At 72.2% G+C, this 24,880-nt stretch carries 23 protein-coding genes and 1 riboswitch; of the genes, 13 read left to right on the top strand and 10 right to left on the bottom strand.

The annotated features are described in order from the left end of the window. Nucleotides 1–138 precede the first annotated feature (138 nt). A complete protein-coding gene (locus tag ACIPJI_RS21045) occupies nucleotides 139–1,053 on the bottom strand; it encodes a MurR/RpiR family transcriptional regulator (RefSeq protein ID WP_356623624.1) in 915 nt (304 codons plus the stop codon). A gap of 113 nt (nucleotides 1,054–1,166) precedes the next feature. On the opposite strand from ACIPJI_RS21045, the gene ACIPJI_RS21040 reads away from it, so the two are divergent. The 6 genes from ACIPJI_RS21040 to ACIPJI_RS21015 all read left to right on the top strand — a co-directional run bounded on the left by ACIPJI_RS21040 (nucleotide 1,167) and on the right by ACIPJI_RS21015 (nucleotide 7,784). After that, entirely contained in the window at nucleotides 1,167–2,333 is a 1,167-nt protein-coding gene (locus tag ACIPJI_RS21040; RefSeq protein ID WP_402247948.1) for a C45 family autoproteolytic acyltransferase/hydolase, read from the top strand. Nucleotides 2,334–2,419: 86 nt separating this feature from the next. Continuing rightward, the gene (locus tag ACIPJI_RS21035) at nucleotides 2,420–4,060 is read left to right on the top strand and encodes an ABC transporter substrate-binding protein (protein WP_402247946.1); all 1,641 of its coding nucleotides are present in this window, start codon (nucleotides 2,420–2,422) and stop codon (nucleotides 4,058–4,060) included. A gap of 11 nt (nucleotides 4,061–4,071) precedes the next feature. After that, nucleotides 4,072–5,025: an ABC transporter permease gene (locus ACIPJI_RS21030; RefSeq protein ID WP_402247944.1), complete on the top strand. Its 954-nt coding sequence runs from the start codon at nucleotides 4,072–4,074 to the stop codon at nucleotides 5,023–5,025. Further along, nucleotides 5,022–5,873, top strand: coding sequence for an ABC transporter permease (locus ACIPJI_RS21025; protein ID WP_356623630.1), 852 nt, complete (start codon nucleotides 5,022–5,024; stop codon nucleotides 5,871–5,873). The genes ACIPJI_RS21030 and ACIPJI_RS21025 overlap by 4 nt, the downstream gene beginning before the upstream one ends. Before the next feature lie 7 nt (nucleotides 5,874–5,880). Beyond that, nucleotides 5,881–6,930 carry an ABC transporter ATP-binding protein gene (locus ACIPJI_RS21020; RefSeq protein ID WP_402247942.1) on the top strand — a complete coding sequence of 350 codons (1,050 nt, stop codon included), beginning with the start codon at nucleotides 5,881–5,883 and terminating at the stop codon, nucleotides 6,928–6,930. After that, on the top strand, nucleotides 6,927–7,784 hold the full coding sequence (locus tag ACIPJI_RS21015) for an ABC transporter ATP-binding protein (RefSeq protein ID WP_402247940.1): 858 nt from the start codon (nucleotides 6,927–6,929) through the stop codon (nucleotides 7,782–7,784). Before ACIPJI_RS21020 ends, ACIPJI_RS21015 begins: the two co-directional genes overlap by 4 nt. Nucleotides 7,785–7,853: 69 nt before the next feature. Then, nucleotides 7,854–8,019, bottom strand: a riboswitch (TPP riboswitch). A gap of 215 nt (nucleotides 8,020–8,234) precedes the next feature. Here ACIPJI_RS21015 and ACIPJI_RS21010 read toward each other — a convergent pair. Then, nucleotides 8,235–9,194, bottom strand: a complete 960-nt coding sequence (locus tag ACIPJI_RS21010; protein WP_402247938.1) for an NAD(P)/FAD-dependent oxidoreductase — start codon at nucleotides 9,192–9,194, stop codon at nucleotides 8,235–8,237. A gap of 62 nt (nucleotides 9,195–9,256) precedes the next feature. On the opposite strand from ACIPJI_RS21010, the gene ACIPJI_RS21005 reads away from it, so the two are divergent. The 3 genes from ACIPJI_RS21005 (at nucleotide 9,257) to ACIPJI_RS20995 (ending at nucleotide 12,601) form a co-directional block, all read left to right on the top strand. Beyond that, nucleotides 9,257–10,282, top strand: coding sequence for an oxidoreductase (locus ACIPJI_RS21005; RefSeq protein ID WP_402247937.1), 1,026 nt, complete (start codon nucleotides 9,257–9,259; stop codon nucleotides 10,280–10,282). Nucleotides 10,283–10,399: 117 nt separating this feature from the next. Further along, on the top strand, nucleotides 10,400–10,933 hold the full coding sequence (locus ACIPJI_RS21000; RefSeq protein ID WP_307709584.1) for an RNA methyltransferase: 534 nt from the start codon (nucleotides 10,400–10,402) through the stop codon (nucleotides 10,931–10,933). Nucleotides 10,934–10,963: 30 nt separating this feature from the next. Then, on the top strand, nucleotides 10,964–12,601 hold the full coding sequence (locus ACIPJI_RS20995) for an ABC-F family ATP-binding cassette domain-containing protein (RefSeq protein WP_402247935.1): 1,638 nt from the start codon (nucleotides 10,964–10,966) through the stop codon (nucleotides 12,599–12,601). Nucleotides 12,602–12,794: 193 nt separating this feature from the next. Here the strand turns inward: ACIPJI_RS20995 and ACIPJI_RS20990 are convergent, their stop codons facing one another. From ACIPJI_RS20990 to ACIPJI_RS20980, 3 genes are all read right to left on the bottom strand, one after another. Continuing rightward, a complete protein-coding gene (locus tag ACIPJI_RS20990; RefSeq protein ID WP_402247933.1) occupies nucleotides 12,795–15,224 on the bottom strand; it encodes a Tex family protein in 2,430 nt (809 codons plus the stop codon). Nucleotides 15,225–15,303: 79 nt separating this feature from the next. Continuing rightward, the gene (locus ACIPJI_RS20985) at nucleotides 15,304–15,435 is read right to left on the bottom strand and encodes an LPFR motif small protein (protein WP_307709587.1); all 132 of its coding nucleotides are present in this window, start codon (nucleotides 15,433–15,435) and stop codon (nucleotides 15,304–15,306) included. Between the two features lie 101 nt (nucleotides 15,436–15,536). Further along, entirely contained in the window at nucleotides 15,537–16,400 is an 864-nt protein-coding gene (locus ACIPJI_RS20980) for a hypothetical protein (RefSeq protein ID WP_402247931.1), read from the bottom strand. A gap of 123 nt (nucleotides 16,401–16,523) precedes the next feature. Between ACIPJI_RS20980 and ACIPJI_RS20975 the strand changes: the two genes are divergently transcribed. Both ACIPJI_RS20975 and ACIPJI_RS20970 read left to right on the top strand, forming a co-directional pair. After that, nucleotides 16,524–17,534, top strand: coding sequence for a GlxA family transcriptional regulator (locus ACIPJI_RS20975; RefSeq protein ID WP_402247928.1), 1,011 nt, complete (start codon nucleotides 16,524–16,526; stop codon nucleotides 17,532–17,534). Between the two features lie 20 nt (nucleotides 17,535–17,554). Further along, nucleotides 17,555–18,196 (top strand): DJ-1/PfpI family protein, encoded by a 642-nt coding sequence (locus ACIPJI_RS20970; RefSeq protein WP_307709590.1) that lies wholly within the window; start codon nucleotides 17,555–17,557, stop codon nucleotides 18,194–18,196. A 19-nt stretch (nucleotides 18,197–18,215) separates the two neighbouring features. On the opposite strand, the gene ACIPJI_RS20965 is transcribed toward ACIPJI_RS20970, so the two are convergent. Then, nucleotides 18,216–18,986, bottom strand: coding sequence for an enoyl-CoA hydratase/isomerase family protein (locus ACIPJI_RS20965; protein WP_402247926.1), 771 nt, complete (start codon nucleotides 18,984–18,986; stop codon nucleotides 18,216–18,218). Nucleotides 18,987–19,068: 82 nt separating this feature from the next. Between ACIPJI_RS20965 and ACIPJI_RS20960 the strand changes: the two genes are divergently transcribed. Both ACIPJI_RS20960 and ACIPJI_RS20955 read left to right on the top strand, forming a co-directional pair. Beyond that, the gene (locus ACIPJI_RS20960) at nucleotides 19,069–19,752 is read left to right on the top strand and encodes an HdeD family acid-resistance protein (RefSeq protein ID WP_307709592.1); all 684 of its coding nucleotides are present in this window, start codon (nucleotides 19,069–19,071) and stop codon (nucleotides 19,750–19,752) included. A gap of 134 nt (nucleotides 19,753–19,886) precedes the next feature. Next, a complete protein-coding gene (locus ACIPJI_RS20955; protein ID WP_356623648.1) occupies nucleotides 19,887–20,363 on the top strand; it encodes an ATP-binding protein in 477 nt (158 codons plus the stop codon). A gap of 31 nt (nucleotides 20,364–20,394) precedes the next feature. Here the strand turns inward: ACIPJI_RS20955 and idi are convergent, their stop codons facing one another. The 4 genes from idi to galE all read right to left on the bottom strand — a co-directional run bounded on the left by idi (nucleotide 20,395) and on the right by galE (nucleotide 24,677). After that, the gene (idi, locus tag ACIPJI_RS20950; RefSeq protein WP_307709594.1) at nucleotides 20,395–20,988 is read right to left on the bottom strand and encodes an isopentenyl-diphosphate Delta-isomerase; all 594 of its coding nucleotides are present in this window, start codon (nucleotides 20,986–20,988) and stop codon (nucleotides 20,395–20,397) included. A 156-nt stretch (nucleotides 20,989–21,144) separates the two neighbouring features. After that, nucleotides 21,145–22,392 (bottom strand): bifunctional class I SAM-dependent methyltransferase/N-acetyltransferase, encoded by a 1,248-nt coding sequence (locus ACIPJI_RS20945; protein WP_402247924.1) that lies wholly within the window; start codon nucleotides 22,390–22,392, stop codon nucleotides 21,145–21,147. A gap of 216 nt (nucleotides 22,393–22,608) precedes the next feature. Continuing rightward, nucleotides 22,609–23,550: a cation diffusion facilitator family transporter gene (locus ACIPJI_RS20940; RefSeq protein WP_402247922.1), complete on the bottom strand. Its 942-nt coding sequence runs from the start codon at nucleotides 23,548–23,550 to the stop codon at nucleotides 22,609–22,611. 143 nt (nucleotides 23,551–23,693) lie between these two features. Beyond that, nucleotides 23,694–24,677 (bottom strand): UDP-glucose 4-epimerase GalE, encoded by a 984-nt coding sequence (gene galE, locus ACIPJI_RS20935; protein WP_402247920.1) that lies wholly within the window; start codon nucleotides 24,675–24,677, stop codon nucleotides 23,694–23,696. Nucleotides 24,678–24,880: the final 203 nt, after the last annotated feature.

Raw genomic sequence — 24,880 nt, 5'->3', positions numbered from 1 at the left:
TTTGTGTGTGCCCCGCGCCGCGGCGCGGCGCCCCCGCGGCGGGGGGGCGGCGGGGGGGGGGGGGGGGGGGCCCCCCCCCCCCCCCCCCCCCCCCCCCGCCCTTCCGGCTGCTCCGCCCCGCGCTCCTCCTGCCCGACGTCAGGCTTTCCTGGAGCGCTGCTCGCGCGGGGGAAGCAGCTGTTCCCTCAGCGCCGTGAGCTGGTGCGAGTGCTCGACCGCACGGGTCTCGTCCAGGGTGGTGAGGGCCAGCAGCAGCGCGTCGGCGACGACGAGCCCTGTCAGCGCCTCGTTGGTGATGCCGGTCGGCGTGTGGGGCGCGGTGAGGATCGCGTCGACCCGGTCCTCGAACGCCTCGCCCAGCTCGTCCGTCACGAAGACGACCTTCGCCCCCACCGACCGCGCCCGCTCCACCAGCACGGTGAGCTCGGACAGCGGTCGGCCGGGCTGGAAGATGACCACCGTGTCACCCTGCGCCAGTGACAGCAGCGGGTCGGCGAGCGCGAACCCCGTGGCGCCCACGAACCGCGCGCGGCGGCCGATACGGCCGAGGGTCAGGGCGAGATGCCGGGCCGCGAGTTCGCACGCGGCGACGCCGTAACAGAACACCTCACGAGCGTCGGCGAGCGCGGCCACGGCCTGCTGGAGGGCGTCGGTCCCGGTCAGGCGCCGGCACTGGTCGATGCGGTCCTGCGTCTCGTCGAAGACGTCGTTCCAGATGGTCTGCAGGTCCTGGCCGACGTGCGCGATGCGCTGTTTCAGCCGGACCTCGGGAGCCAGTGCCGAGGTGAAGTCCGCCGCCAGCTCCCGCTTCAGCGCTGGCAACCCCGCGTAACCCAGGCGCTGGAGGGCGCGCACGACCGTGGCGTTGCTGGTGCCGCTGGCCGTCCCCAGCTCCTGTGCGCTGGCGAACATCACCTGCTCGGCGGGCGCGCTGACCAGGTACTGCGCGACGGTGCGCTCGGCGGCCGACAGCTCGTCCCACTGGTCGCGCACGGTGGCGCGCAGGCGGGTCAGACCGCCGGGCGCGGCGCTGCCGGATTCTGGATTCTTCATTACAGGTATTGACTCCTACGTTACGGCCGTTACGCTCGTGTGTATTCCGTTTCAGGATCTCGTGTTCTCGAAACGAACATTACAGCACGCATGTGTCCCGAGGAGTCCTCGCGATGAAACACGCCCTTCCCGTCATCGAAGTGTCGGGGACCCCCGTCGAGCGCGGCCGCCAGTACGGAGCCGCTGTCGCGCCACAGATCGGGACCGCTCTCGCCTACTACGCGGAGGCGTTCGGATCGTCGTCCGGGCTCACCTGGCAGCAGGTCAGCTCCCGGGCGGCCCGCTGGCTCGAGCCCGTCCGCGACTACGCACCCCACCTCCTGGAGGAGATGCAGGGCATCGCCGACGGCGCCGGCGTCGGCCTGCTCGACGTCCTCGCACTCAACGCACGCGGCGAGGTCATCTACGACGACTCCTTCGCTCGGATGCGGGAGCAGGACGGGCCCGGCGCGCGGGTCCCGGAGGAGGAGCCACCGGACGGCTGCACCTCGTTCGCCGCGTACGGCCCCGCCAGTGGCGACGGCCACGTATGGGCGGGCCAGAACTGGGACTGGCGCGCCGGGGTCGCGGACACCGTCGTCATGATCCGCGTGGTCCAGCCGCCGAAACCGACCGTCGTCATGCAGGTGGAGGCCGGACAGATCGGCCGCCAGGGCGCCAACTCCGCCGGCATCGCACTCAACGCCAACGGGCTCGGCGGCCGCTTCGACGACACGGTCGGCATTCCGCAGACCGTGATCCGGCGCAGTGTCCTCGACCGCTCCACGATCACCGACGCCCTCGACGAGCTCTGCCGCACCCGCGCGCACATCGCCAGCAATGCCCTGCTGACGTGCCGCGAGGGATTCGCCATCGACCTGGAGACCACGCCGGCCGGCCACGGCTGGATGTACCCGACCGACGGCCTGCTGGTGCACGGCAACCACTACCAGGCAGGCGTCCCCGCCGCCCTCGCCGCGGACTACCGTCCGATGGCCGCCGACTCCCTGGTGAGGGTGCCCCGCGCGGAGGAGGGCCTGCGCCTGCTGCGGGGGTCCACCGGCGCGGACGAGTCGCGGGTGCTCATCAAGCAGGCGATGTCGGACCACCTGGGCCACCCCGAGTCGCTGTGCACCCACATCGACCCCCGAAGACCGCAGGTCAAGCAGTGGCAGACGCTCGTCTCCTCGTGCGTCGACCTCACCACCGGCGACTACCACGTGACGGCGGGCACGCCCTGCGACCGCGAGTACCAACACCTGCCCTGGAATCTCTACGACGGCCCCCACGCCCCGAACTGACGCTGTTTCCGCTCTCAGGGCCTCTCGTTCGGATCCGGCCTGATCCGAACGAAAGCCCCTGGCCCTTCCCCGCTCAGGAGCCCTGCATGAAGCTCAGAACCACCGTCGCCGCCGCCGGCCTCGCCGGGGCGATGGCCCTCACCACCGCGTGCAGCGGCGCGGACACCACCCGCCCGGCGGGAGGCGGCGCCACCGCCGACGCCGCACAGCTCACCCTCACATCCACCACCGCGAAGGCCAAGGGCGAAGTCGCCACCGTCAACTGGCTGCTGGAGGACGAGCCGGACTCCCTCGACCTGGACACCCAGGGCGGCAGCGCCGGCCGCACCGTCCTCAGCAACGTGTGCGAGCGCCTGTATCAACTCCAGCCCGACATGTCCGTGCAGCCCTCCCTGGTCCGGCAGGCCACCCGACCGGACGCCAGGACCCTCGTCCTCGCCCTGCGCGACGACGTCCTCTTCCACGACGGCTCCGCGATGACGGCGGACGACGTCCTGTTCAGCCTCCGGCGCCACGCCCGGCCGGACATGGAGCAGTCCGACGAGTTCGACAACGTCGCGGAGATGACCAGGACCGGCGACCTCGAGATCACCATCACCTTCAAGCAGCCGGACGCCCTGTTCACCAAGGCGCTGGCCGGTGACGCGGGACTGGTCTACAACCGCGAGCAGGTCGAGAAGTCCGGCAAGGACTTCGGCACCCCCGGACAGCCCGACGCCTGCTCGGGCCCCTACCGGCTCGGCGACTGGAAGTCCGGCGACTCGATCGTCATCAACCGCAGCGACACCTACCGGGGCGAGAAGCCCCTCACCCGGCAGCTCGTCTTCCGCTGGGCCGACGACAGCGCCATGGTGAACGCGCTGAAGACGGGCGCCGCCGACGGCACGTACGCAGACTCCATCGGCACGGCCGCCGCCCTGCGTGGCACCAAGGGGCTCGACCAGCACTACGGACCGAGCACCGCCGCCCTCGCCCTGATCCCCACGGAGCGCGGCGGCCTCGCCGACCCGGACGTCCGAAGGGCACTCGCGCTCGCCCTGGACCGCGCGGGCATAGCCCGCTCCGGCTACGGCGGTCTCGTCGAGCCGTGGGCCACCCCCGTCGGATCGGGTGCCTGGGGTTACGAGAAGGGCGCCTTCGCCGCCGCCCAGAAGCAGCTCACGGGTGCTCCGGCCCGGCCCGGCGCCGACGACATCGCCGAGGCGAAGAAGCTCGTGGAGAACGCCGAGGCGGCTCCCGACAAGCCGATCGTCATCGGCACGGACAGCAGCCAGGGCCGCCTGGTGATCGCCAACGCCGTCCGCGCCGCGCTCCAGCAGATCGGCCTCAAGGGGCAGATCAAGACCGTCCCGCCCGCCGAGTACGGCGAGTTCTACGGCGACAAGCAGGCCCGCGCCGACATCGACGTGCTCGTCGCCGACTGGTACATCTCCAAGAGCGACCCCATCGGCTTCTACGACAACGGCCTCTCCGACAGCTCCAACAACTGGGTCGGATTCCGCAGCCCGGAGTACGACAGCAAGGTCAAGGAGGCGATGCGGACGCTGGACGACAAGCAGCGCGCCGCGCTCGTGATCGACGTGCAGCGCCGGTTCAGCGAAGCCGCGGTCTGGATCCCCGTCGCGCAGATGCCCACGGCCCTCGTCATCGACGACAAGCTGACCGGCCCGCCGGCGTCCATGGCGTACCTCTACTACCCCTGGGCCGCAGCGCTCGGTGCGAAGTGAGCCGAGCCACCATGATCGCCGCTGTCGCGCGACGGCTCACAGGACTGTTCGCCACGCTGCTGGCCGCCTCCTTCGTGATCTTCGCCGCCGTGTACGCCGCCCCCGGTGACCCCGCCGTCTTTCTTGCCGGGGGCCGGGACAAGCTCACCCCCGAGCGGCTGGCCGCCGTCCGGGAGCAGTACCACCTCGACGAGCCGCTGGTCGTCCAGTACGGCCGCTGGCTCTGGGACTGCCTCCACCTCGATCTCGGCCGCTCGTTCCAGTACGGGGACCAGGTCGCCGATCTGCTGGCGGCACGGTTCCCCACCACCCTCGCCCTTGTCGCCTACGCCACCGTCCTCTTCGTGGTCCTCGGCGTCGGCGCGGGGATCCTCGCCGCGGTCCGCCGCGGCGGCTGGGTGGACTCCGCCGTCGTCGGCGGCACCACCCTCGCCGCGTCCGTCCCCTCGTTCGTCGGCGGTATAGCCCTCGTCGCGCTGTTCGGGGTCCAGCTCGGCTGGTTCCCGGTGACCGGCAGCGGCGAAGGCTTCGCCGGCATGGTCCACCACCTCACCCTGCCCGCCGTCGCCATGGCGCTCGGAGCGCTCGCCGTCATCAGCCGGGTCACCCGCCAGGCCATGCTGGACGCGGGCTCGGCCGACCACGTCGCCGTCGCCCGAGCCTCCGGGATCCCGGAGCGCGAGATCGTCCGCCGGCACGTCCTGCGCAACGCGCTGGGCCCGATCATCACCATGTGCGGCCTGGTCACCGCCGGAATGCTCGCCGGGACCGTCGCCGTCGAGACCGTCTTCGGGCTCAGCGGCATCGGTTCGCTGCTCGTCGGCGCGATCAACAGCCATGACTTCCCGGTCGCCCAGGCGGTCCTGCTGCTGATGGTCACCGGCTATGTCGTGGTCACCACCGTCGTCGACCTGGTGCATCCGCTGCTCGACCCCCGTCTCAAGGCCGTGAGGAGTTCCGCATGACCGCCGTCCCCGCCGGCGGGCTGCTGCCCGTCGGCAAGCGCTCCCGCCGCTCCGCCGGAGCGGCGGTGGCGGCAGGCTTCCTCGGACTCGTGGTGCTCGCCGCCGTGTTCGCCCCCCTGCTCGCCCCGTACCCGCCGGACGCCGTCGACCTCTCCTCCTCCCTCGTCGGCACCGGCCCGGAACATCCGCTCGGCACCGACGCGTCCGGCCAGGATTTGCTCTCCCGCGTGCTGTACGGCGCCCGGACGAGCCTGATAGCACCGGTCCTGCTGCTCGCTTTCGCGTCCGTCCTCGGTGTCGCGCTGGGCACCCTGGCCGCCTGGCGCGGTGGCTGGGTGGACACACTGGTGTCACGTGCCACGGACGTGATGTACGCCTTCCCCGGCCTGCTGTTCGTCGTCCTGATCATCGCCGTGTTCGGCGCAGGGATGACCACGTCCGTGCTGGGACTCGGGCTCGCCTTCGCCCCGACGATCGCCAAGTACACCCGCAGCGTGGCCCTTTCCGAGCGGGCGAAGCCGTACATCGACGCCTACCGGGTGCAGGGCATGGGAGGGGCGCGGATCTGTGTGCGCCACCTCGTCCCCAACCTCGCACGGTCGATCGCCGGCTATCTCGTCGTCCTGTTCGGTGAGGCCCTCATGAGCCTCGCGACGCTCAGCTATCTGGGCTTCGGCGCCCAGCCGCCCAGCTCCGACTGGGGGCTGATGGTGCAGGAGGGGCAGTCGGCGATCGTGCAGGGCGCCCTGCTGCCCGCGCTGGTGCCGGGCACCGCCATCGCTGCCGTCGTGGTGGCCTTCAACGTCGTCGGGGTCCGTGCCGCCGACCGGCTCGGATCCAGGAGGTAACCGCGCCATGCTGCTCGACATCGAGAACCTGACCGTCCATCTGCCGGGCGCCGCCCGTCCGTTGCTGGCGGAGGTGTCCCTCCAGGTCCGCACCGGCGAAGTCGTCGGCCTCGTCGGTGAATCCGGCTCGGGCAAGTCCACCACCGCGAAGGCCGCGCTGAGCATCCTGCCCGACGGCGCCCGGACGGAAGGGAAGGTGCTGGTCGACGGCGCGGACGTACTGTCGATGACCGGCACCCGCCTGCGCGAGCACCGCGCCCGCACGGTGGCCATGGTCCACCAGGACCCGCGCTCCGCCCTCAACCCGGTGCGCAATGTCGGCGACTTCCTCGTCGAAAGGCTGGTCCGCCCCGGTGACGGCTCCGGGAAGGAGAGGCGCAGAGCGCAGGGGACCGCGGTCCAACTCCTCGACGCCGTCGGCCTCCCCGACCCCGCACGGCGCGTCAGGCAGCGCCCGCACGAGATGTCCGGAGGCATGCTGCAACGGGTCGTCATCGCCGGTGCGCTCGCCGCCGAGCCGCGTCTGCTGCTCGCCGACGAGGCCACCAGCGCCCTGGACGTCACCACCCAGGCGGAGATCCTCGCCCTGTTGCGCCAGCTGCGTGAACAGCGGGAACTGGGCATGCTGTTCATCACCCACGACCTGCATCTCGCCGCCGCCTACTGCGACCGCGTGTACGTGATGTACGCGGGCCGTGTCGTCGAGGAACAGCAGGCGCAACGCCTCTTCGCCGACGCCCGGCACCCGTACACCAGGGGCCTGCTGGACTGCTCGCCCGAACTGGGCGAGACACCACGGGCCATCCGTCCGATCCCCGGCCGGCCCCCGTCGCTCGCGGACGCCTTCCCCGGCTGCCCCTTCACGGCACGCTGCCCCCACAGCGAGCCCGCGTGCGAAGCCTGGACCCCCGAGCCGCTGCCCCTCGCCGGCGCCGGCACGGCCGCCTGCCGCCGGATCGGCGAGCTGCCCCCGGGCGGTCCGCTCGGCAAGCCGGCGGCAGGCACCGCCGAGGACCCCGTACCACCGGCCGTACCGGTCGTCAGGAGCACACCATGAACGGCAACAGCCCCCAGGGCGGCGCGCCCCTGCTCGTGGTCGAAGGGCTCCGCAAGACCTTCCGGCTGCCGGGCGGCGGCACTCTCACCGCGGCCGACCAGGTCTCCTTCACCCTGCCCGAGGGCGGTTCCGTCGGCATCGTCGGCGAGTCGGGCTCCGGCAAGAGCACCGTGGCCCGCATGCTCGCCGGTCTCGAGAGACCCGACGTGGGCACCGTCACCGTCAACGGCCGGGACCGGCACTCCGCGCGCCGTGGCGGACGCTCCCGGCGCGACCGGCTGGCCCGCGCACGCGAGATCCAGATGGTCTTCCAGGACCCCTACGTCTCCCTCGACCCGCGGCTCACCGCGGGCCAGTGCCTTCGCACCGCCCTGCGGCTGCACGGGCACCCCGCGGTGGAGGACCGCATCCGGTCACTGCTCGACCGGGTCGGCCTGGGCGCCCGCGAGGCAGAGGCCAGGCCGCACGAGCTCTCCGGCGGACAACGCCAGCGCCTCGCCATCGCACGCGCCCTCGCCGTCGACCCGCGCGTCCTGGTGCTCGACGAGGCGGTCGCGGCGCTCGACGTGTCCATCCAGGCCCAGATCCTCCAACTCCTCGCCGAGATACGCGAGGACACCGGTGTGGCCCTGGTCTTCGTCAGCCACGACCTGGCCGTGGTGCAGCACATCACGGACGAGACCGTCGTCATGCGCAGGGGCACCGTGGTCGAACAGGGGCCGACGGACCGGGTGCTGAGCACACCGCGGCACGCGTACACACGACTGCTGCTCACCTCCGTCCCGCACCAGGGCTGGGACCCCTCGGACGTGGTCCGTGCCCGGGCCGGGGCGGCGAAGGCGGAGGCGGCTTGAGCGATGGCCGGCCCGGGGACACCGGGCCTTCGCGGTGCGCGGTCCGGCCCCCGGACACGCGGCATGCAAGAACCTACGAGACGGGCTCCCTGCGCCGGCATTGTCCGGATCAGGTGATGGGGGTCGTCCTCCGGTCCTGCGACCTTCAGACCTCTCAGCCCGACCGTCGACGTCGGCCCCGGCGGGTAACTCCGCCGAAGTCGGCTACTCCGGTCGAACTCCCTCGCTCGCCTCGTAGGCGTCTACCAGCCTAGCGCTCCACGCATCCCATCAAAAGGGGTGAAAGGGGGAAATTCTGGCTCTTTTCCGGGCGGGGGGCGAGAGGCCGTGTCATCCGGCTCGGCACATGATCGCCCTACCGGTCCTCGGCGCGTGGCTCGCCACCCGCACTCACCACCAGGCCGCCCCAGGGAAGGCCTGGGACACGCCCTGCCGGACGAGCCCGGCCGCCTACCCGACGAGTGCGGCCGCCGCCCCCGCGCAACCCCAGGCGACGGTGATGCCGGCGCCGCCGTGGCCGTAGTTGTGGACCAGCAGCGCCCCACCCGGCAGGCGCTCCGACTCGATCCGCACGCCGGTGTCCCGGGCGGGCCGCAGACCCACCCGGTGCCCGAGCACCTTGGCCCGGCCGACCTCCGGGTGGATACGGGCGCACCGCTCGACGATGGCCGCCGCGGTGGCCTCTTGGGGCACCAGGTCCCAGAAGTCCTCCTCGGCTGTGCCGCCCAACAGCAGCCGCCCCGGCTGCGGAAGGAGGTACGTCGTCGCGCTCGACGCGTGGTCGACCGCGGTGAACCACTCCTCGACGCCCGGGTTCTCCACCACCACCAACTGTCCCCGCACCGGCCGTACGGACGGATCGGGCACCAGCTCGCGTGCACCGAGACCGGTGCAGTTGACCACGACGGACGCCCCGCTCCGGGACTGTGCCCGGGCGAGGGAACCGGCCTCGCGCGCCTCGACGGCGCCGCCCGCGGCCTCCAGCCGCCGCCGCAGCCAGCCGAGATGGACCGGCATGTCGATCAGCGGAATCCGGGCCCGCAGACCGGAAGCGAACCCCGGCGGCAGGTCGTCGCGGCCCACATCCCGCAGTCCTTCGACCCGCGCGGCCCAGGGACCGAGCTCCGCCGGCCGGGTCCCCGCCTGGACGCCGGGCACCAGCCGTACGCCCGTCTCCTCCGGCCGGTCCGCCAGTGCCTCGTACACCCGCAGTGATTCCAGGGCCCACTCGCCGACCAGCTTCTCCGGCTCGATGCGATACGGCCACCACAGCCCGCCGGCGACCGCCGACGTGGTCATGCCGGCCGGATCCCGGGACCACACCCGCACCCGCTTGCCGCTCTCCGCCAGCACGATGGCCGTGGTCAGGCCCACCACCCCGCCGCCCAGCACCAGTACGTCGCCGTTCATGCCGGGACCGTAATCCATGGCGTTCGTGCTCAGAAGACCGCGCGGTTGGGCAGACTCACGACATGTCTGCCGAGTACGCGACCTTCGGGCTGGCGCCGGCGATGCGGACCGGGGGAGTCCTCGCCGATGGTGCCTACCAGGTGCACCGGGACTTCACCGACTTCATCGTCGACGGCCGGCCGCTGCTCCACCGGCTCAGTGACCTCGACGCGGTCTCGCCGCTGGCCTCGGACATCCCGCCCGCCGTCTTCACCGACCATCTGCGCCGGCTGCTGCTCGACGCGGAGGCACCGCTGAGCGACGGCAGGTACGTGATCTACGGCTGTCCCGAATGCGAGGGGCTCGAGTGCGGGGCCGTCACCGCCGTCATCGAGCGCGACGGTGACGACGTCGTCTGGCGGGACTTCGCCTGGCAGACCGACGGGACGGCCGATCTGGAACTCAACGGCTACCACGGCATCGGACCGTTCCGTTTCCGCGGCGAGGAGTACCGGGCGGCGCTGGAACGGCTGCTGCCCGGCCCGGAGGAGGACGCGGCCCGCCGCCGCGTCCTGCTGATCGGCGCGCGGGTCGCGGTCCTCGCCAAGCTCGCCGCCGCCCTGCGGTCCGTCGGCATCGGCGCCGACATCGCCCACGACGCGGCCGGCGTCCCGGCCGAGGAGCTCTGCGCGTACCAGGTCGTCGCCTTCGGCCGGGCGGTCACGGAGACGGACCGGGCCGCGGTCCGTGAGGCGTTCGACCGCGCCGACGCGCAGGTGGAGTACGTGGACGGGCTCGCGCCGATCATCCCGCTGCTGGTGGCGCAGATCGAGCTGGCCCTGGACCGGAGCCCGGTCGGGCAGCGGCGCCTGCGGGGGCTCGGGGCGAAGGGCGGGGAGGCGGTGGTCGAGGTGGCCTCGGCATGCCGCGTCCGGCTGGTGGCCTACCGTCTCGACGCGCTGTACCGCACCCGTGTCCGGGAGCTGTTCGACGGGACGCTGCATCCCGGGACGCACCGAATTCCGCTGGACGCCAAGGCGGTCAAGGGACGATCCTTCGTCGTGGCACGCACCATGGGGGGCGTGCTCGTCACGCCGGTGGCGCGATGATCCGACAAGAGGCCCGGGCGAGCCGCTGAATCGCCGCCGCATGCATCACTCACGTCACGTACATCACACGCCTCGCACGTGTGCGCCCCTGAACCGGAGGTCCGCCTCCCCGCGCTCATGAGCGCCAGGAGCAGCGGACCCGCCTTCCGCACCCGTGCGCCCGACGAACTGCGCCGAAGCCGGCGCCCGCGAGCCCATTCCTGCTGGGACCATCTCTACGCGGCACCCCTGTGGCCCCTCCACGGCGCGAACCTGGGCACCCTCGCCCGCACCTGCGACGCCGTCGGCGCCTGCATCACCGTCCCGCGCTTCCCGTGGGTGCCCGAGGCGCTGGCCCGCGGAAACACCCTGCGCAAGCCGGTGTGCACCCACCGGACCGGCGACCCGCTGGGATGGCTGGCCCGGCAGCGGGAGCGGGGCGCGCGCATCGTGGGCGTCGAGCTGGCCGACGAGGCGGTCCGCCTCGCCGACCTGGCGCCGGCGCGCCGGCCGACCGTCATGGTCCTCGGCCATGAGCAGCACGGGATTCCGCCGGAGGCACTCGACCTGCTCGACGAGTGCGTGGAGATCCCGATGATCGGCACCGGCTCGAGCCTGAACGTGGCCGTCGCCGGCTCCCTTGCCCTGTACAAACTCGCCGGACTCCTCTGACCCGCAAGAAGCCCTAGGATTCACTCCCTGATGACTGCAACTCTCGTCGCCAAGGACCTCGCCGCCGGACACGGCGACCGCTCGCTCTTCTCCGGGCTCGACCTCGTCGTCGCGCCCGGCGACGTGATCGGTCTCGTCGGCGTCAACGGAGCGGGCAAGTCCACCCTGCTGCGTCTGCTCGCCGGGCTCGACCGGCCGGAACAGGGTGAGCTGCGGCTCTCCCCGCCGACCGCGACCGTCGGCCACCTCCCGCAGGAGCCCGAGCGCCGCGAAGGGGAGACCGTCCGGGCCTTCCTCGCCCGGCGCACCGGCGTCGCGGCCGCCCAGACCGCCATGGACGCCGCCGCCCAAGGCCTGGCCGACGGCGTCGAGGGGGCGGACGACGCCTACGCCACCGGCCTGGAGCGCTGGCTCGACCTCGGCGGCGCGGACCTGGACGAGCGTGCCGAGGAGGTCGCCGGTTCGCTCGGCCTCACCGTCGACCTCGACCAGCCGATGACGTCCCTGTCGGGCGGCCAGGCCGCGCGCGCGGGTCTCGCCTCCCTGCTGCTCTCCCGCTACGACGTGTTCCTGCTCGACGAGCCGACCAACGACCTCGACCTGAACGGACTCGAGCGCCTCGAGACCTTCGTCCAGGGACTGAGGGCCGGCACGGTCGTGGTCAGTCACGATCGCGAGTTCCTCACCAGGACCGTCACCAAGGTCCTCGAACTGGACCTCGCCCAGCAGCAGATCACCCTCTACTGCGGCGGCTACCAGGCCTACCTCGACGAGCGCGAGACCGCCCGCCGGCACGCCCGCGAGGAATACGACGAGTACGCCGACAAGCGGGCCGCTCTCGAGGGCCGCGCCCAGATGCAGCGGAACTGGATGGACAAGGGCGTCAAGAACGCCCGCCGCAAGGCCACCGACAACGACAAGATCGGCCGCAAGATGCGGAGCGAGGCGAGCGAGAAGCAGGCCGCCAAGGCACGCCAGACGCAGCGCATGATCGAGCGGCTCGACACCGTGGAGGAGCCCCGTAAGGAGTGGGAGCTGCGGATGGAGATCGCCGCCGCCCCGCGTTCCGGCTCGGTGGTCGCCACCCTTCGCGAGGCACAGGTGCGGCGCGGCGGCTTCCGGTTCGGGCCGGCGTCGTTGCAGATCGACTGGGCCGACCGCGTGGCCGTCACCGGAGCCAACGGCTCCGGCAAATCGACGCTGCTCGCCGCCCTGCTCGGCCGGCTTCCCCTCGACTCGGGACACGCGTCGCTCGGCTCCGGTGTCGTCGTCGGCGAGGTCGACCAGGCCAGGGGGCTCTTCTACGGCACCGAGACGCTGCTGGACGCGTTCTGTGCGGCCGTCCCCGACACCGAGCCGGCCGAGGTCCGCACACTGCTGGCCAAGTTCGGTCTCAAGGCCGGCCATGTGATGCGCCCGGCGACGACCCTGTCACCGGGCGAACGGACCCGGGCCGCGCTCGCCCTGCTCCAGGGACGCGGCGTCAATCTGCTGGTGCTGGACGAGCCGACCAACCATCTCGACCTGCCCGCGATCGAACAGCTCGAGGCGGCGCTCGACTCCTACAAGGGCACGTTGCTGCTGGTCACCCACGACCGCCGGATGCTGGACGCCGTCCATGTCACCCGCCGTGTCGAGGTGGCCGACGGCAAGGTCACCGAGCTCTGACGACCCGGCCGCCGTGACCCGGTCCCGCTGCGAGGCGGCCCGGCCCGGACGCGCTCCCGCCGATCCAGCCGCTCCCACGCGGTCGCGGCCGCCACGGCTGCTGCCGCCGCCGCGGAGCGGCCCGGTGCGGGACGCCCCTGTGCGGGACGGCGGCTCCCGGGGCCGGGGATGTTGCCCCGGCCCCGAGCGCACATCAGCGGTTCTTCGGGTCCACCAGGCCCGCGCGGCGCAGCGCGTCCGCCATCGCGCTGTTCGAGGGGGCCGGGGCCTGGCGCGGCGTGCCGGCACCACGGCGGTCACCGCCGTTGCCGCCGCCGCGACGATCCCCGCCGTTGCCGCCCCCGCCACCGGCACCACGGCGTTCGCGGCCGGCGCCTCCACCGCCCTGGCGCTGCTGCGGGGGACGTCCGCCGCGCTCACGCCGGGGCGCACCCGCGTCCGCCGGCTGCGCCGACGCCTCGTCGTCCAGCCGCAGCGTCAACGAGATCCGCTTGCGCGGGATGTCGACGTCGAGCACCTTCACCTTCACCACGTCGCCCGACTTGACCACGTCGTGCGGGTCCTTGACGAAGTTCCGGGACATCGCCGACACATGCACCAGACCGTCCTGGTGGACACCGACGTCCACGAACGCGCCGAACGCGGCGACGTTGGTGACCACGCCTTCCAGCACCATCCCCGGGGTCAGGTCGCCGATCTTCTCGACGCCCTCCTTGAAGGTGGCCGTCCGGAACGCGGGACGGGGGTCGCGGCCGGGCTTCTCCAGCTCCCGCAGGATGTCCGTCACGGTCGGCAGGCCGAAGGTCTCGTCCACGAACTCGGCGGGCCGCAGCGACCGCAGCACGGACGTGTTGCCGATGAGGGACGCCACCTCTCCACCGGTCGTCTTCACCATCCGCCGCACCACCGGGTACGCCTCCGGGTGCACGCTGGAGGCGTCCAGCGGATCGTCACCGCCGCGGATGCGCAGGAAGCCCGCGCACTGCTCGTACGCCTTCGGGCCGAGCCGTGCCACGTCCTTGAGCGCCTTGCGGGAGCGGAAGGGGCCGTTGGAGTCGCGGTGCGCGACGATGTTCTCCGCCAGCCCGGCGCCGATGCCCGACACCCGTGAAAGCAGCGGCGCGGACGCCGTGTTGACGTCGACGCCGACACCGTTCACACAGTCCTCGACCACCGCGTCGAGCGACCGGGACAGCTTCACCTCGGACAGGTCGTGCTGGTACTGCCCGACGCCGATCGACTTCGGGTCGATCTTGACCAGCTCGGCCAGCGGGTCCTGCAGCCGGCGCGCGATGGAGACGGCGCCGCGCAGCGACACGTCCAGACCGGGCAGCTCCTGCGAGGCGAACGCCGACGCGGAGTACACGGAGGCGCCCGCCTCGGACACCATCACCTTGGTCAGGTTCAGCTCCGGATGCCTGGTGATCAGGTCGCCGGCCAGCTTGTCGGTCTCGCGGGAGGCGGTGCCGTTGCCGATCGCCACCAGCTCGACGGCGTGCTCCTTGGCGAGACGTGCCAGCTTCGCGAGTGACTCGTCCCACTTGTTCGCGGGAACGTGCGGATAGATCGTGTCGGTGGCGACCACCTTGCCGGTCGCGTCGACGACGGCGACCTTCACCCCGGTGCGGAAGCCGGGGTCGAGACCGAGGGTGGCGCGGGTGCCCGCGGGGGCGGCGAGCAGCAGGTCGCGCAGGTTGGCCGCGAAGACCCGCACCGCCTCGTCCTCGGCGGCCGTACGCAGCCGCAGCCGCATGTCGATGCCGAGATGCACCAGGATCCGGGTGCGCCAGGCCCAACGCACGGTGTCGGCGAGCCACTTGTCGCCGGGCCGCCCGCGCTGCGCGACACCGAAGCGGGCCGCGACGATGCCCTCGTAGGACGAGGGCCCGTCGGTCGGCTCCTCCGGTTCCAGGACCAGGTCGAGGACCTCCTCCTTCTCACCGCGGAACATCGCGAGGATCCGGTGGGAGGGCAGTTCGGTGAAGCCTTCGGAGAAGTCGAAGTAGTCGGCGAACTTCGCGCCCGCCTCCTCCTTGCCCTCCCTGACCTTGGCGGCGAGCCGGCCACGGGTCCACATCCGCTCGCGCAGTTCGCCGATGAGGTCGGCGTCCTCGGAGAAACGCTCCGTCAGGATCGCGCGCGCTCCGTCGAGGGCGGCGGGGGCGTCCGCGATCCCCTTGTCCGCGTCGACGAACGCCGCGGCGGCCGCCGACGGGTCGACCGACGGGTCGCTCAGCAGGCCCTCGGCCAGCGGCTCGAGCCCCGCCTCACGGGCGATCTGCGCCTTGGTGCGCCGCTTGGGCTTGAACGGCAGGTAGATGTCCTCCAGCCGCGCCTTGGTGTCGGCTGCCCCGATCCGGGCCTCGAGCTCGTCCGTGAGCTTGCCCTGCTCGCGCACGGACTCCAGGATCGCGGTCCGCCGTTCCTCCAGCTCCCGGAGATAACGCAGCCGTTCCTCGAGCGTGCGCAGCTGCGCGTCGTCGAGCATCTCGGTCGCTTCCTTGCGGTAGCGAGCGATGAACGGCACGGTCGACCCGCCGTCGAGCAGCTCGACGGCCGCCTTCACCTGCCGCTCGCGTACGCCGAGCTCCTCGGCGATCCTGCCTTCGATGGACGTCGTCACGGTTTCCCGACTCGCCTTCTCGTGCTCGCTGTGCTTGAGAGTGCATTGTGCCGGGTGGCCGGGGGCCGTGTCGCGTGCCTCAGGCGCGCCGTGTCCTGCCGCCGCGCGAGGCTCCGCCGAAGAGCTTGGCCAGCAGCCGGAACGGCAGCGTCACCACGGTGGCGATCGCCGAGCCGACCGTACGAAGGGCGTCTGCTATGGCGCGGAACACAATTGACCTCCAATGACGGGGGGTTGGACTACGTCGGGTAGCCGGGATCGCTTCTCCGTAAACGTCCCCGCCCCGCCCCCGCCCCGCCCCGTCCCGGTGCCTCAGCCCTTGCCGGTGAGGTTCTCGGGGAACGCGCCGGCGAGCGCCGCGGTCGTCAGGAAGCCGCGGCCGAGTTCCGTGAGACGCTCGACGCCCTCCGCGCCCAGGTGCTCGTACGGCGCCCGGTCGAGCCGGTCGGTGTGCTCCTCCAGCTCGGTCCGCAGCGCGGTGCCGGCCTCCGTCAACTCGCCTTCCGCGTCGATCAGTCCACGCTCCCGCAGCCGGGACTGCGCGGCCTCCCAGTCGGTCCGTCCCCAGCCGCGGGTGGCGAGGATCCAGCGCGGCGCCATTCCCTTGCCCGTGGCGGTGTGGCTCACCAGCGCCTCGAGCGGGTCGAGACCGGCCGCGAGCAGCGCCGCGAGATGCCCGTCGCCGCGGTGCTCCCGCAGCAGGGTCGCCGCGTGCCAGTACGCCAGGTGCGGCTCGTCCGGGACGGGCAGGTCGGCGTGGGCGGCGTAGAGCGGACGGGCGTGCCGGGTGCATGCCTCGGCCGCGCGCAGCGCGAGAGCCGCTGCCTCCGCCATCTCGGGGGAGGCCACGGCGTCGTCGCCGAGCAGCCGCCGCAGGGTGGTGTCGACGGCGCGCAGCCGCGCCGCGAGCACCGCCTCGGGAGAGGCGGTGTCCCACACGGCCGGCAGGTGCTCGGCGATCAGCTCGTGGTTGAAGTTGTAGAACGCGGCGGCCACCGCACCCGGTCCGACCGCGCCCATGGCGGCGCCACGTCCGGCGAAGTAGGCGGCTCTCGGGTCCTCGACACCCAGCTGTGCGAGCTCGGCGGTGAAGTCGGGGGAGAAGTAGACCGTCGAGTGCAGCGGGTTGAGGGCGTTGTGGCAGCGGCGTCCCGCGCGCGGATGCAGAGAAGTCATGTCAGCACGTTACCGACTGGTCGGTACGGATGGTAGATCGGGCCGGCCCCCCGACGGCGGTGGCAGGAAAGGTGGGGTCCTCGTCATTGCGGACACGGCCCCGTCGCGCGAAGGATGGGACTCATGACGGAGCCGACGACGACAGAACCGGTGGAGCGGCCGACGACGGGGCGGACGCTGCTCGTCCTCCTCTTCGACGACGTGCAGAGCCTCGATGTGACGGGACCGGTCGAGGTCTTCGAGGGAGCCCGCCGGGCCTGCGGCGACCGGTCCGCGTACCGGATCCGTACCGCCTCGCTCGACGGCTCGCCGGTACGGACCTCCAGCGGCCTCACGCTGGTCCCTGACGGGGACCTGGCAGGCGAGCCCCCGCCCCATACGCTCCTCGTCCCCGGCGGCGAGGGCACCCGACGCCCTGATCCACGACTGATCGACTGGCTCCGCGACCGGGCGCCGCACGCCGGACGCCTGGTGTCCGTGTGCACCGGCGCGCTGCTGCTGGCGGAAGCCGGGCTGCTCGACGGCCGGCGAGCCACCACCCACTGGGCCGTCTGCGACCACCTCGCCGGCGCCTATCCGGAGGTCGAGGTCGAGCCCGACCCGATCTTCGTCCGGGACGGCAGGCTCTCCACCTCCGCGGGCGTCACGGCGGGCATCGACCTGGCACTGGCACTGGTGGAGGAGGACCTCGGCCGGGACGTCGCCCTCACCGTGGCCCGCCATCTGGTCGTCTTCCTGCGGCGTCCCGGCAACCAGTCGCAGTTCAGTGCCCAGCTCGCGGCCCAGACCGCGCGACGCGAACCGCTGCGGGCCGTGCAGCACTGGGTCACCCAGCACCCCGAGGCCGACCTCTGCGTCGAGTCGCTCGCGGACCGCGCGGGCCTGTCGCCCCGGCACTTCGCCCGCGCCTTCCAGGCCGAGACGGGCACGACACCGGGCCGCTACGTGGAGCGGGTGCGCCTCGAGCACGCCAGAAGGCTCCTGGAGGACACCGCCGACGGAGTCACGAAGATCTCCCGCGCCTGCGGATACGGCACCCCGGAGGCGATGCGGAGGGCCTTCGTGAAGGCCCTCGGCGTGGCCCCGGCGGAGTACCGCCGCCGCTTCCGCGGACCCGCCCGACCCTCCCGCTGAACCCTACGAAGGGAACGCCCGTGCCCACGCAGATCGCTGTCCTGCTCTTCGACCGTTTCACGTCACTGGACGCCGTCGGCCCCTACGAAATGCTCTGCCGCCTCCCGGACGCCGACGTCGTCTTCGTCGCCGAACGGAAGGGTCCCGTGACGAACGACCGTGACGAGCTCTCGCTCGTCGCCACCAGGACCTTCGACGAGGTGACGGCGCCGGACATCGTCCTCGTCCCGGGCGGCCCCGGCCAGGACGCCCAGATGCGGAACGAGACCCTGCTGGACTGGCTGCGCGCCGTGGACGCCACCAGCACCTGGACCACGTCGGTGTGCACGGGCTCGCTGCTGCTCGCCGCGGCCGGACTGCTGAAGGGCCGTGAGGCGACCTCCCACTGGCTCGCCTTGGACCAGCTGGAGCGGCTGGGCGCGAGGCCGACGGGCCGCCGGGTCGTGACGGACGGCAAGTACGTCACGGCGGCCGGCGTCTCCTCCGGCATCGACATGGGGCTCACCCTGGTCGGCAGGCTGTCCGGTGACGAGCACGCCCGGGCCGTACAGCTGCTCACCGAGTACGACCCGCAGCCGCCCTACGACGCCGGCTCGCCGCTGAAGGCTCCCGCGCACCTGGTCGAGGAGTTCCGTACCAAGAGCCGCTTCGTCCTCCAATAGGCAGGTGCGGCCGTCGGCGTCAGCCGGCTGCCGGCGTCCATGAGAAGCGCGGCGTACGCCGCTCGAGGAAGGCGGCGACCCCCTCCGCGGTGTCGCCGCTGCCGCGCGCCTGCTCCGCCCAGTACGCGTCCCGGTCCGTGCGGCCGGCGGCGAACTCCTTCGCCGCGCACTGCGTGAGCTGCGAGCGCGACACCAGGATCCTGGTGAACTCGGCCGCCCGCCGGCCCAGTTCGTCCCCCGGCAGCACCTCGTCGACGAGCCCGGTCCGCAGCGCCCGCTCCGTGTCGATCAACTCACCGGAGAACAGGAGGTACTTGGCCGCGGCCGGACCCACCAGCGCGGCGAGCCGGCGCGTCGAACCCGCCGGGTAGACGATGCCCAGCTTCGCCGGTGTGACCCCGAACAGCGTGTCGCGTTCGGCGAAGCGCAGGTCGCAGGCGGCGGCGAGCTGACAGCCGCCGCCCACGCAGTAGCCGCGCACCACGGCGAGCGTCGGCTTGGGGAACGCCGCGAGGGCCTCCTCGGCACGCACCGCCAGCGCCTGCGGGTCCTCGCCGGGCAGACGCAGCGAGGAGATGTCCGCCCCGGCGCAGAACGTCCCGCCTTCGCCGGTCAGCACCAGGGCCCGTACGGCCGGGTCCGCCGCCAGTGTCCCGAGCAGCTCCGGCAGCGCCCGCCACATGTCCGCGGTCATGGCGTTGCGCTTGGCGGGATTGCTGATCACGACGGTGGCGACACCGTCCGCCACGGTGTGCCTGAGCCGGGGCGGATGCGCGTTCGGGGACTCCATGCGCCGGATGCTATCCGGCGGGCCCGAACCTATGATCAAGAAGGGGCGCCGCTGACACGGGGGTTCGCCGAGGAGTCGTCCGATGACCGGTACCGCGCACGACGAGAAGGACCACCGCAGCCGGGAGAAGAGCCTGCGCCGCGGCTTCGGGAGACTGGCCGTGCTCGGCGCGATTCTCGCCGTGGGGGGTCTGGTCGGCCTGGTCTACACGGGCGTCGCGACCCTCACCTCGATGCTCCTGTTCGGCTGGCTGCTGCTGATCTGCGGGATCGTCGGCCTGCTCCACGCGGTCGAGTCGCGCGGCAGCAACTTCTTCTGGCTGGCCGTCGTGGTCGCCGCGCTGAACATCGCGGCCGGCGCGATCGTCATCCGCCATCCGGAGACGGCGGCGGCGGGCCTCACCATGTTCGCCGCCCTGCTGTTCCTGACCGGCGGACTCTTCCGGCTGGTGGGCAGCCTGGTGGTCCGCGGCCCGCAGTTCGGCTGGACCCTGGTGCAGGGGGCCTTCGGCCTGCTGCTGGGTGTGCTGGTGCTGGCCGACTGGCCGGAAAGCAGCCGGTACGTCCTCGGCACCTTCTTCTCGCTGGCGCTGCTCTTCGACGGTCTGGGACTGATCGCGATGGGGGTCGGCGGCCGGCACGTCGTCGACATGGTCACGGAGCAGGGGCAGGGGCCGCGGGAGAGCCGGGAAAACGCTGATAAGAGTGCTGAAACGATCGATCCGGGGAAGCGGGCAGAAGGCGGTTCCGACCAGTCACACAACTGACGCTGTCATACGCACCCGGTCAAAACGCGTCGATCGGCGTTCACTTCCGTTCAGTGGTACGGCACGGACCAACTGACTACCAACACTTGCTACCCGAAGGTCAGTGGGGACGAGCCGAAGGTGGGTGCCGGACTATGGAGAGCCGCGGGAGCGTGCCGGCCCGGCCATTGTCGTACGAGGGCGTCTGGCGGTTCACCGCTCCCGCCCTCGACGTGTCCGTCCCGCAGGCCCGGCACGCCGTACGGGACCTGCTCGCCCGCCAGGGCGTCCCGGTCGCCGACGACGTGGTGCAGGGCCTGCTGCTGATCGTGTCGGAGCTGGTCACCAACACCGTGCGGCACGCCGCTCTGCTCTCGCCGGAGGTCGCCGTCGAGGTCGCCATCGGCACGCACTGGGTGCGGGTCTCGGTCGAGGACAACCACCCCTACCGTCCCAAGGCTCTGGAGACCGACGCCGCGCAGACGGGCGGCAGAGGACTGTTGCTGGTCCGCGAGATCACCCGGGAGGCCGGCGGCATCTGCGACGTCGAACACACCGCGAGCGGCGGAAAGATCATCTGGGCGGAGCTGCCGCTGATGCACCGGTTCCAGGACGGCGCGGCGCCCGTATGAGGCGCCGCGCCGTGGAGCAGGCGGGCGCCTCTCACCAGCCTCCGGCCGGCCCCGTCAGCTCCCTGACCGCGGGCCTGGCCGCGTCCAGCACCGTCATGAACCAGGCGGAGAACGTCGCCCGGCCGTGCAGCTCGGTCAGCTCGTCCGGCGTCACGAAAGCCGTCTCGCTGATCTCCTCCGGATCCGGCAGCACCGGCTTCTGCACCATCCCGACGAAGAGGTGGTTGTACTCCTGCTCGACCAGCCCGGACTCCGGGTCCGGGTGGTTGTAACGGACCGTGCCGGCCTCGGCGAGCAGTGAGGGAGAGACCCCCAGCTCCTCGTAGGTGCGCCGGGCGGCCGCCGCGAACGGCGACTCACCCGGGTACGGGTGGCCGCAGCAGGTGTTCGACCAGACACCGGGGGAGTGGTACTTGCCCAGCGCGCGGCGCTGCAGCAGCAGCCGCCCCTGCTCGTCGAAGAGGAACACCGAGAACGCGCGGTGCAGCTGACCGGGCGCCTGGTGGGCGGAGAGCTTCTCCGCCGTACCGACGGTGTTGCCCTCCTCGTCGACCAGCTCGAGCAGGATCGCTGGTGATGTGCCGTTCGACGAACTGGTCGCCGCGGTGGCTGGTGTGATCGGCATAACCGTCCTTCGCATCGGTCCTCGGCCCTGCGGTCCTTCCGGAGGAAGGCCCCTGGGCCCCGCTCAGTCTGCCGTACAAAAGCGGCTTGTCCGTACTTCGGCGGCCGCCTGGCATGTCCGCCCCGCCCCGGAAGGCGGGGCGGGGCGAACAGCCGGTCAGACGCCGAACGCCGCCGGGTAGCGGACCGTGCCCTTCGGCACGTCCTCGCAGCCGTCGAGCGCCAGCACCATCAGGGCCTCCTCCGGTACCTCGAAAGATGTCCTGATCCCGTGCTGCGCCGCGACCTCGAAGCCGAACCTCGGGTAGTACCCGGGATGGCTGAGGACGACGACCGGTCCCTCACCGCGTGACCTCGCCGCGTCGAGCACCGCCCGTACGACCGCCGTTCCCGCCCCCTGCCGCTGGTGGCGGGGCGCGGTCGCGACCGGCGCCAGGGCGAGCGCGGGGGTGCCGCCGATCCGGCACCGGGTGAGCAGCGCGTACGCGGCCACCGACCCGTCCTCCGCCTCCGCCACGTACGACAGCCCCGGCAGCCACGCCTCGGCGTCCAGGCGGAGCGAGTCCACGAGGGCGGCCTCCTCGGGGGTGGGGAACGCGGCGGCGTTGACCGCGCGTACGGCCGGGATGTCGGCCGCCGTCTCCGGCCGGGTACGCCAGCGGGGATCGACGGGGCGGAGCACGTAGCCGGTGTAGCCGAACTCCGTGCCGTGGTCCCTGCGCATGGCGATCTCCGCGCGAGTGGCGGCCAGCGCCTCCGGCATGCCCGGCGTGCCCGGGTCCGCGGCGTCGGCCCGCTCACCCAGCGGGCCGTAGTACTCGTCCCAGTCGCTCTCGGGCTGCCGGTACAGCCCGAGCACGGTGTAGCCGGCCGCGACGGCCGCCGAGCAGTTGTCGGCCGTGCCGCGCAACGGGTAGTGCGCGTCCCAGAAGGCTCGGGCCTCCGGGGAGGGGGCGGCCGACGTCCACTCACACTCGGTCATGACCAGGCTGCCGCCGGTGGAGAGCAGCCGCCGCCACTTCTCGAGCGCGGTGTCGAAACCGATGCTGTAGGCGGAGCTCTCCGCCCAGACGAGGTCGAACGACCCGTCGGGGAAGGGCAGGTCACCCATGTCGGCGTTGACGGTGACGATCGTGTCACCGAGGCCGCGCGCCACGGCGCTGTGCCGCAGTTCGTCCAGGAACGGCTGGTGCAGGTCGACCGCCGTCACCAGTGCGCCGGCCCGCTCGGCCAGCAGCAGGGCCGAGCGGCCGGGACCGCAGCCGAGGTCGAGCACGCGCGGCCGGGCGGGCAGGGGGCCCACCGTCGCGAGCAACCGCAGAGAGGTGTCGTCGGAGCCGGGACCCTGCCGCGGAAGACCGTGGTGCAGGGCGAAGAAAGCGTCGTGCAAAGCGTTGTCGGACAACGTGGAAACCCTTGTTCACGGGGCTCCGGCCGACGTGCGCGATCGAACCGGCGGATACCGGACGGGATCGGATCAGGGTCGGACGGAAGCCCGGAGGATGAGGAAGGACCGGGCGCTGCGCTGGGCAGCCTCCGCTGCGACGGTCATCAACCTCAGCTCCTCTCAAGGGTCGTGGGACGCCTGCGTCCGCGGAAACCCTAGCAGGGGCCGTCCCGCTCAGTGGCAGAGTCGCGCCTCGTGCTCGGCGTGCCCGACCGGCTCCAGCTGGAAGGTGCAGTGCTCGACGTCGAAGTGCTCGCCGAGGCAGCCCTGGAGGTCGTGCAGCATCTTCTCGTGACCCACCGAGTCCAGCGCGTCCTGGCTCACGACGACGTGCGCGGAGAGCACCGGCATCCCGGACGTGATCGTCCAGGCGTGCAGGTCGTGCACGTCCGCCACGCCGGGCAGGGCCAGTATGTGCGCGCGTACCTCCTCCATGTCGACGCCCTTGGGGGCCGACTCCAGCAGCACGTTCAGCGTCTCCCGCAGCAGCCGCAAGGTGCGCGGCACGATCATCACGCCGATGGCCAGGGAGGCGATCGGGTCGGCGTACTGCCAGCCGGTCGCCAGGATGATTCCCGCGGACACCAGGACCGTCACCGAGCCGAGCGCGTCCGCCATCACCTCGAGATAGGCGCCGCGGACGTTGATGCTCTCCTTCTGGCCCCGCATCAGCAGCGTCAGCGAGACCATGTTCGCCGCCAGGCCGACGACGGCGAAGGCGACGGTCAGGCCGCCCCGGGTCTCCGCCGGCTCGATGAACCGCTGCACCGCCTCCACGAGCAGGAAACCGCCGACGCCGAGCAGCAGCAGACAGTTGGCGAGCGCCGCGAGGATCTCGGCACGGGCGAACCCGAACGTGCGGTTCACCCCGGCCGGCCGGTTGGCGAAGTGGATCGCGAGCAGGGCCATCCCGAGGCCCACCGCGTCCGTCGCCATGTGGGCCGCGTCCGCGAGCAGGGCCAGCGAGCCCGACAGCAGTCCGCCGGCGATCTCCAGCACCATCACGCCGAGCGTGATGGCGAGGGCGATCCGCAGCCGGCTCCGGTGGACGGCGGCCGCGGTGCCCGTGGGCGGCGGGCCGCCGTGAGTATGCCCGTGGTCGTGCCCTGCCCCCATGTCCATGCCCTTCGCTCTGGTGCGCGTCGCTCGGCCGAGGCTTAGTCAACTACGGGTGGGGGGTATGGGGCAACACGGCACTGAACACCGTTGTCATATGCTCTGACCTGCGGAAATGCTTGCAGGTCAGAGCCCCTGGAAGATCAGTGCGGTGCTGCCTCGGGGTGTCTGGCCAGCCAGCCGGCCCACGCGGACGCGACCATGTCGCCTACCCCGTGCGAGGCGGACCAGCCGAGCTCCTTGCCGATCAGCTCGACGGACGCGACCGCCGTCGCCGGGTCCCCCGGGCGGCGCGCCTCCACCACCGGATCGATACGGCGGCCGGTGACCTCGCCCACCAGAGAGGCGAGCTCCCGGACCGAGACGCCGACGCCGCGGCCGATGTTGACGGTGAGATCTCCGCCGCCGTCACGCCCGGCCAGCCGCCGCGCCACCGTGAGGTGCGCGTCGGCCAGATCGGCGACATGGATGTAGTCGCGGACGCAGGTCCCGTCCGGGGTCGGATAGTCCGCGCCGAAGATCCGCGGAGCCTCCTGGCGGGTGATCCGGTCGAAGAACATCGGGATGATGTTGAACACGCCGACGTCCGCCAGCTCGGGGGCGGCCGCACCCGCGACGTTGAAGTAGCGCAGGCACGCGGTCGACAGACCGTGGGCGCGGCCGGCCGCCCGCACCAGCCACTCGCCCGTGAGCTTCGTCTCCCCGTACGGATTGATCGGCCTGCACACGGCCGACTCGGCGACGAGTCCGGTGTCCGGCATCCCGTACACGGCGGCGGAGGAGGAGAAGAGGAAGCGCCGCACGCCGGCCGCCACCACCGCCTCCAGCAGCACCGTCAGCCCGTGCACGTTCTCCCGGTAGTACCTGAGCGGCTGCTCCACGGACTCGCCGACCTGCTTCTTCGCGGCCAGGTGCACCACACCCGTGACCGCGTGCTCGGCGAGTGTGCGCTCCACCTCGTCCCGGTCGAGCACGGACCCGCGCACGAGCGGCACACCGGCCGGCAGCCGCTCGGGGAACCCGGAGGACAGGTCGTCGAGCACGACGACCCGTTCGCCGGCCGCCGTCATGGCGTGTACGACATGCGCCCCGATGTACCCCGCTCCACCTGTGATCAGCCACGTCATGACGGCCACCCTATGGTGTGGCCCGCCGCCCCCGGCCGGTCCCGGCCTTCCCCGCCGGGCTCCCGGGCGCTGCTCAGGGGCCGCGGTTTGGAGGGCGGGGCATGGATCGACAATGATGATCTCGGCGGGCCGCCGAGGCGTAAACGGCCGGTGAACTCCCGCTTCCGTACATCCGATAGCCTCTGCCGACGTGCCGCCGCCCG

The organism is Streptomyces sp. NPDC086835, from assembly GCF_044745705.1.
Taxonomy (GTDB): domain Bacteria; phylum Actinomycetota; class Actinomycetes; order Streptomycetales; family Streptomycetaceae; genus Streptomyces.
The sequence above is the reverse complement of the archived record's forward strand: the minus strand, read 5'-3'. Positions and strand labels throughout refer to the sequence as shown.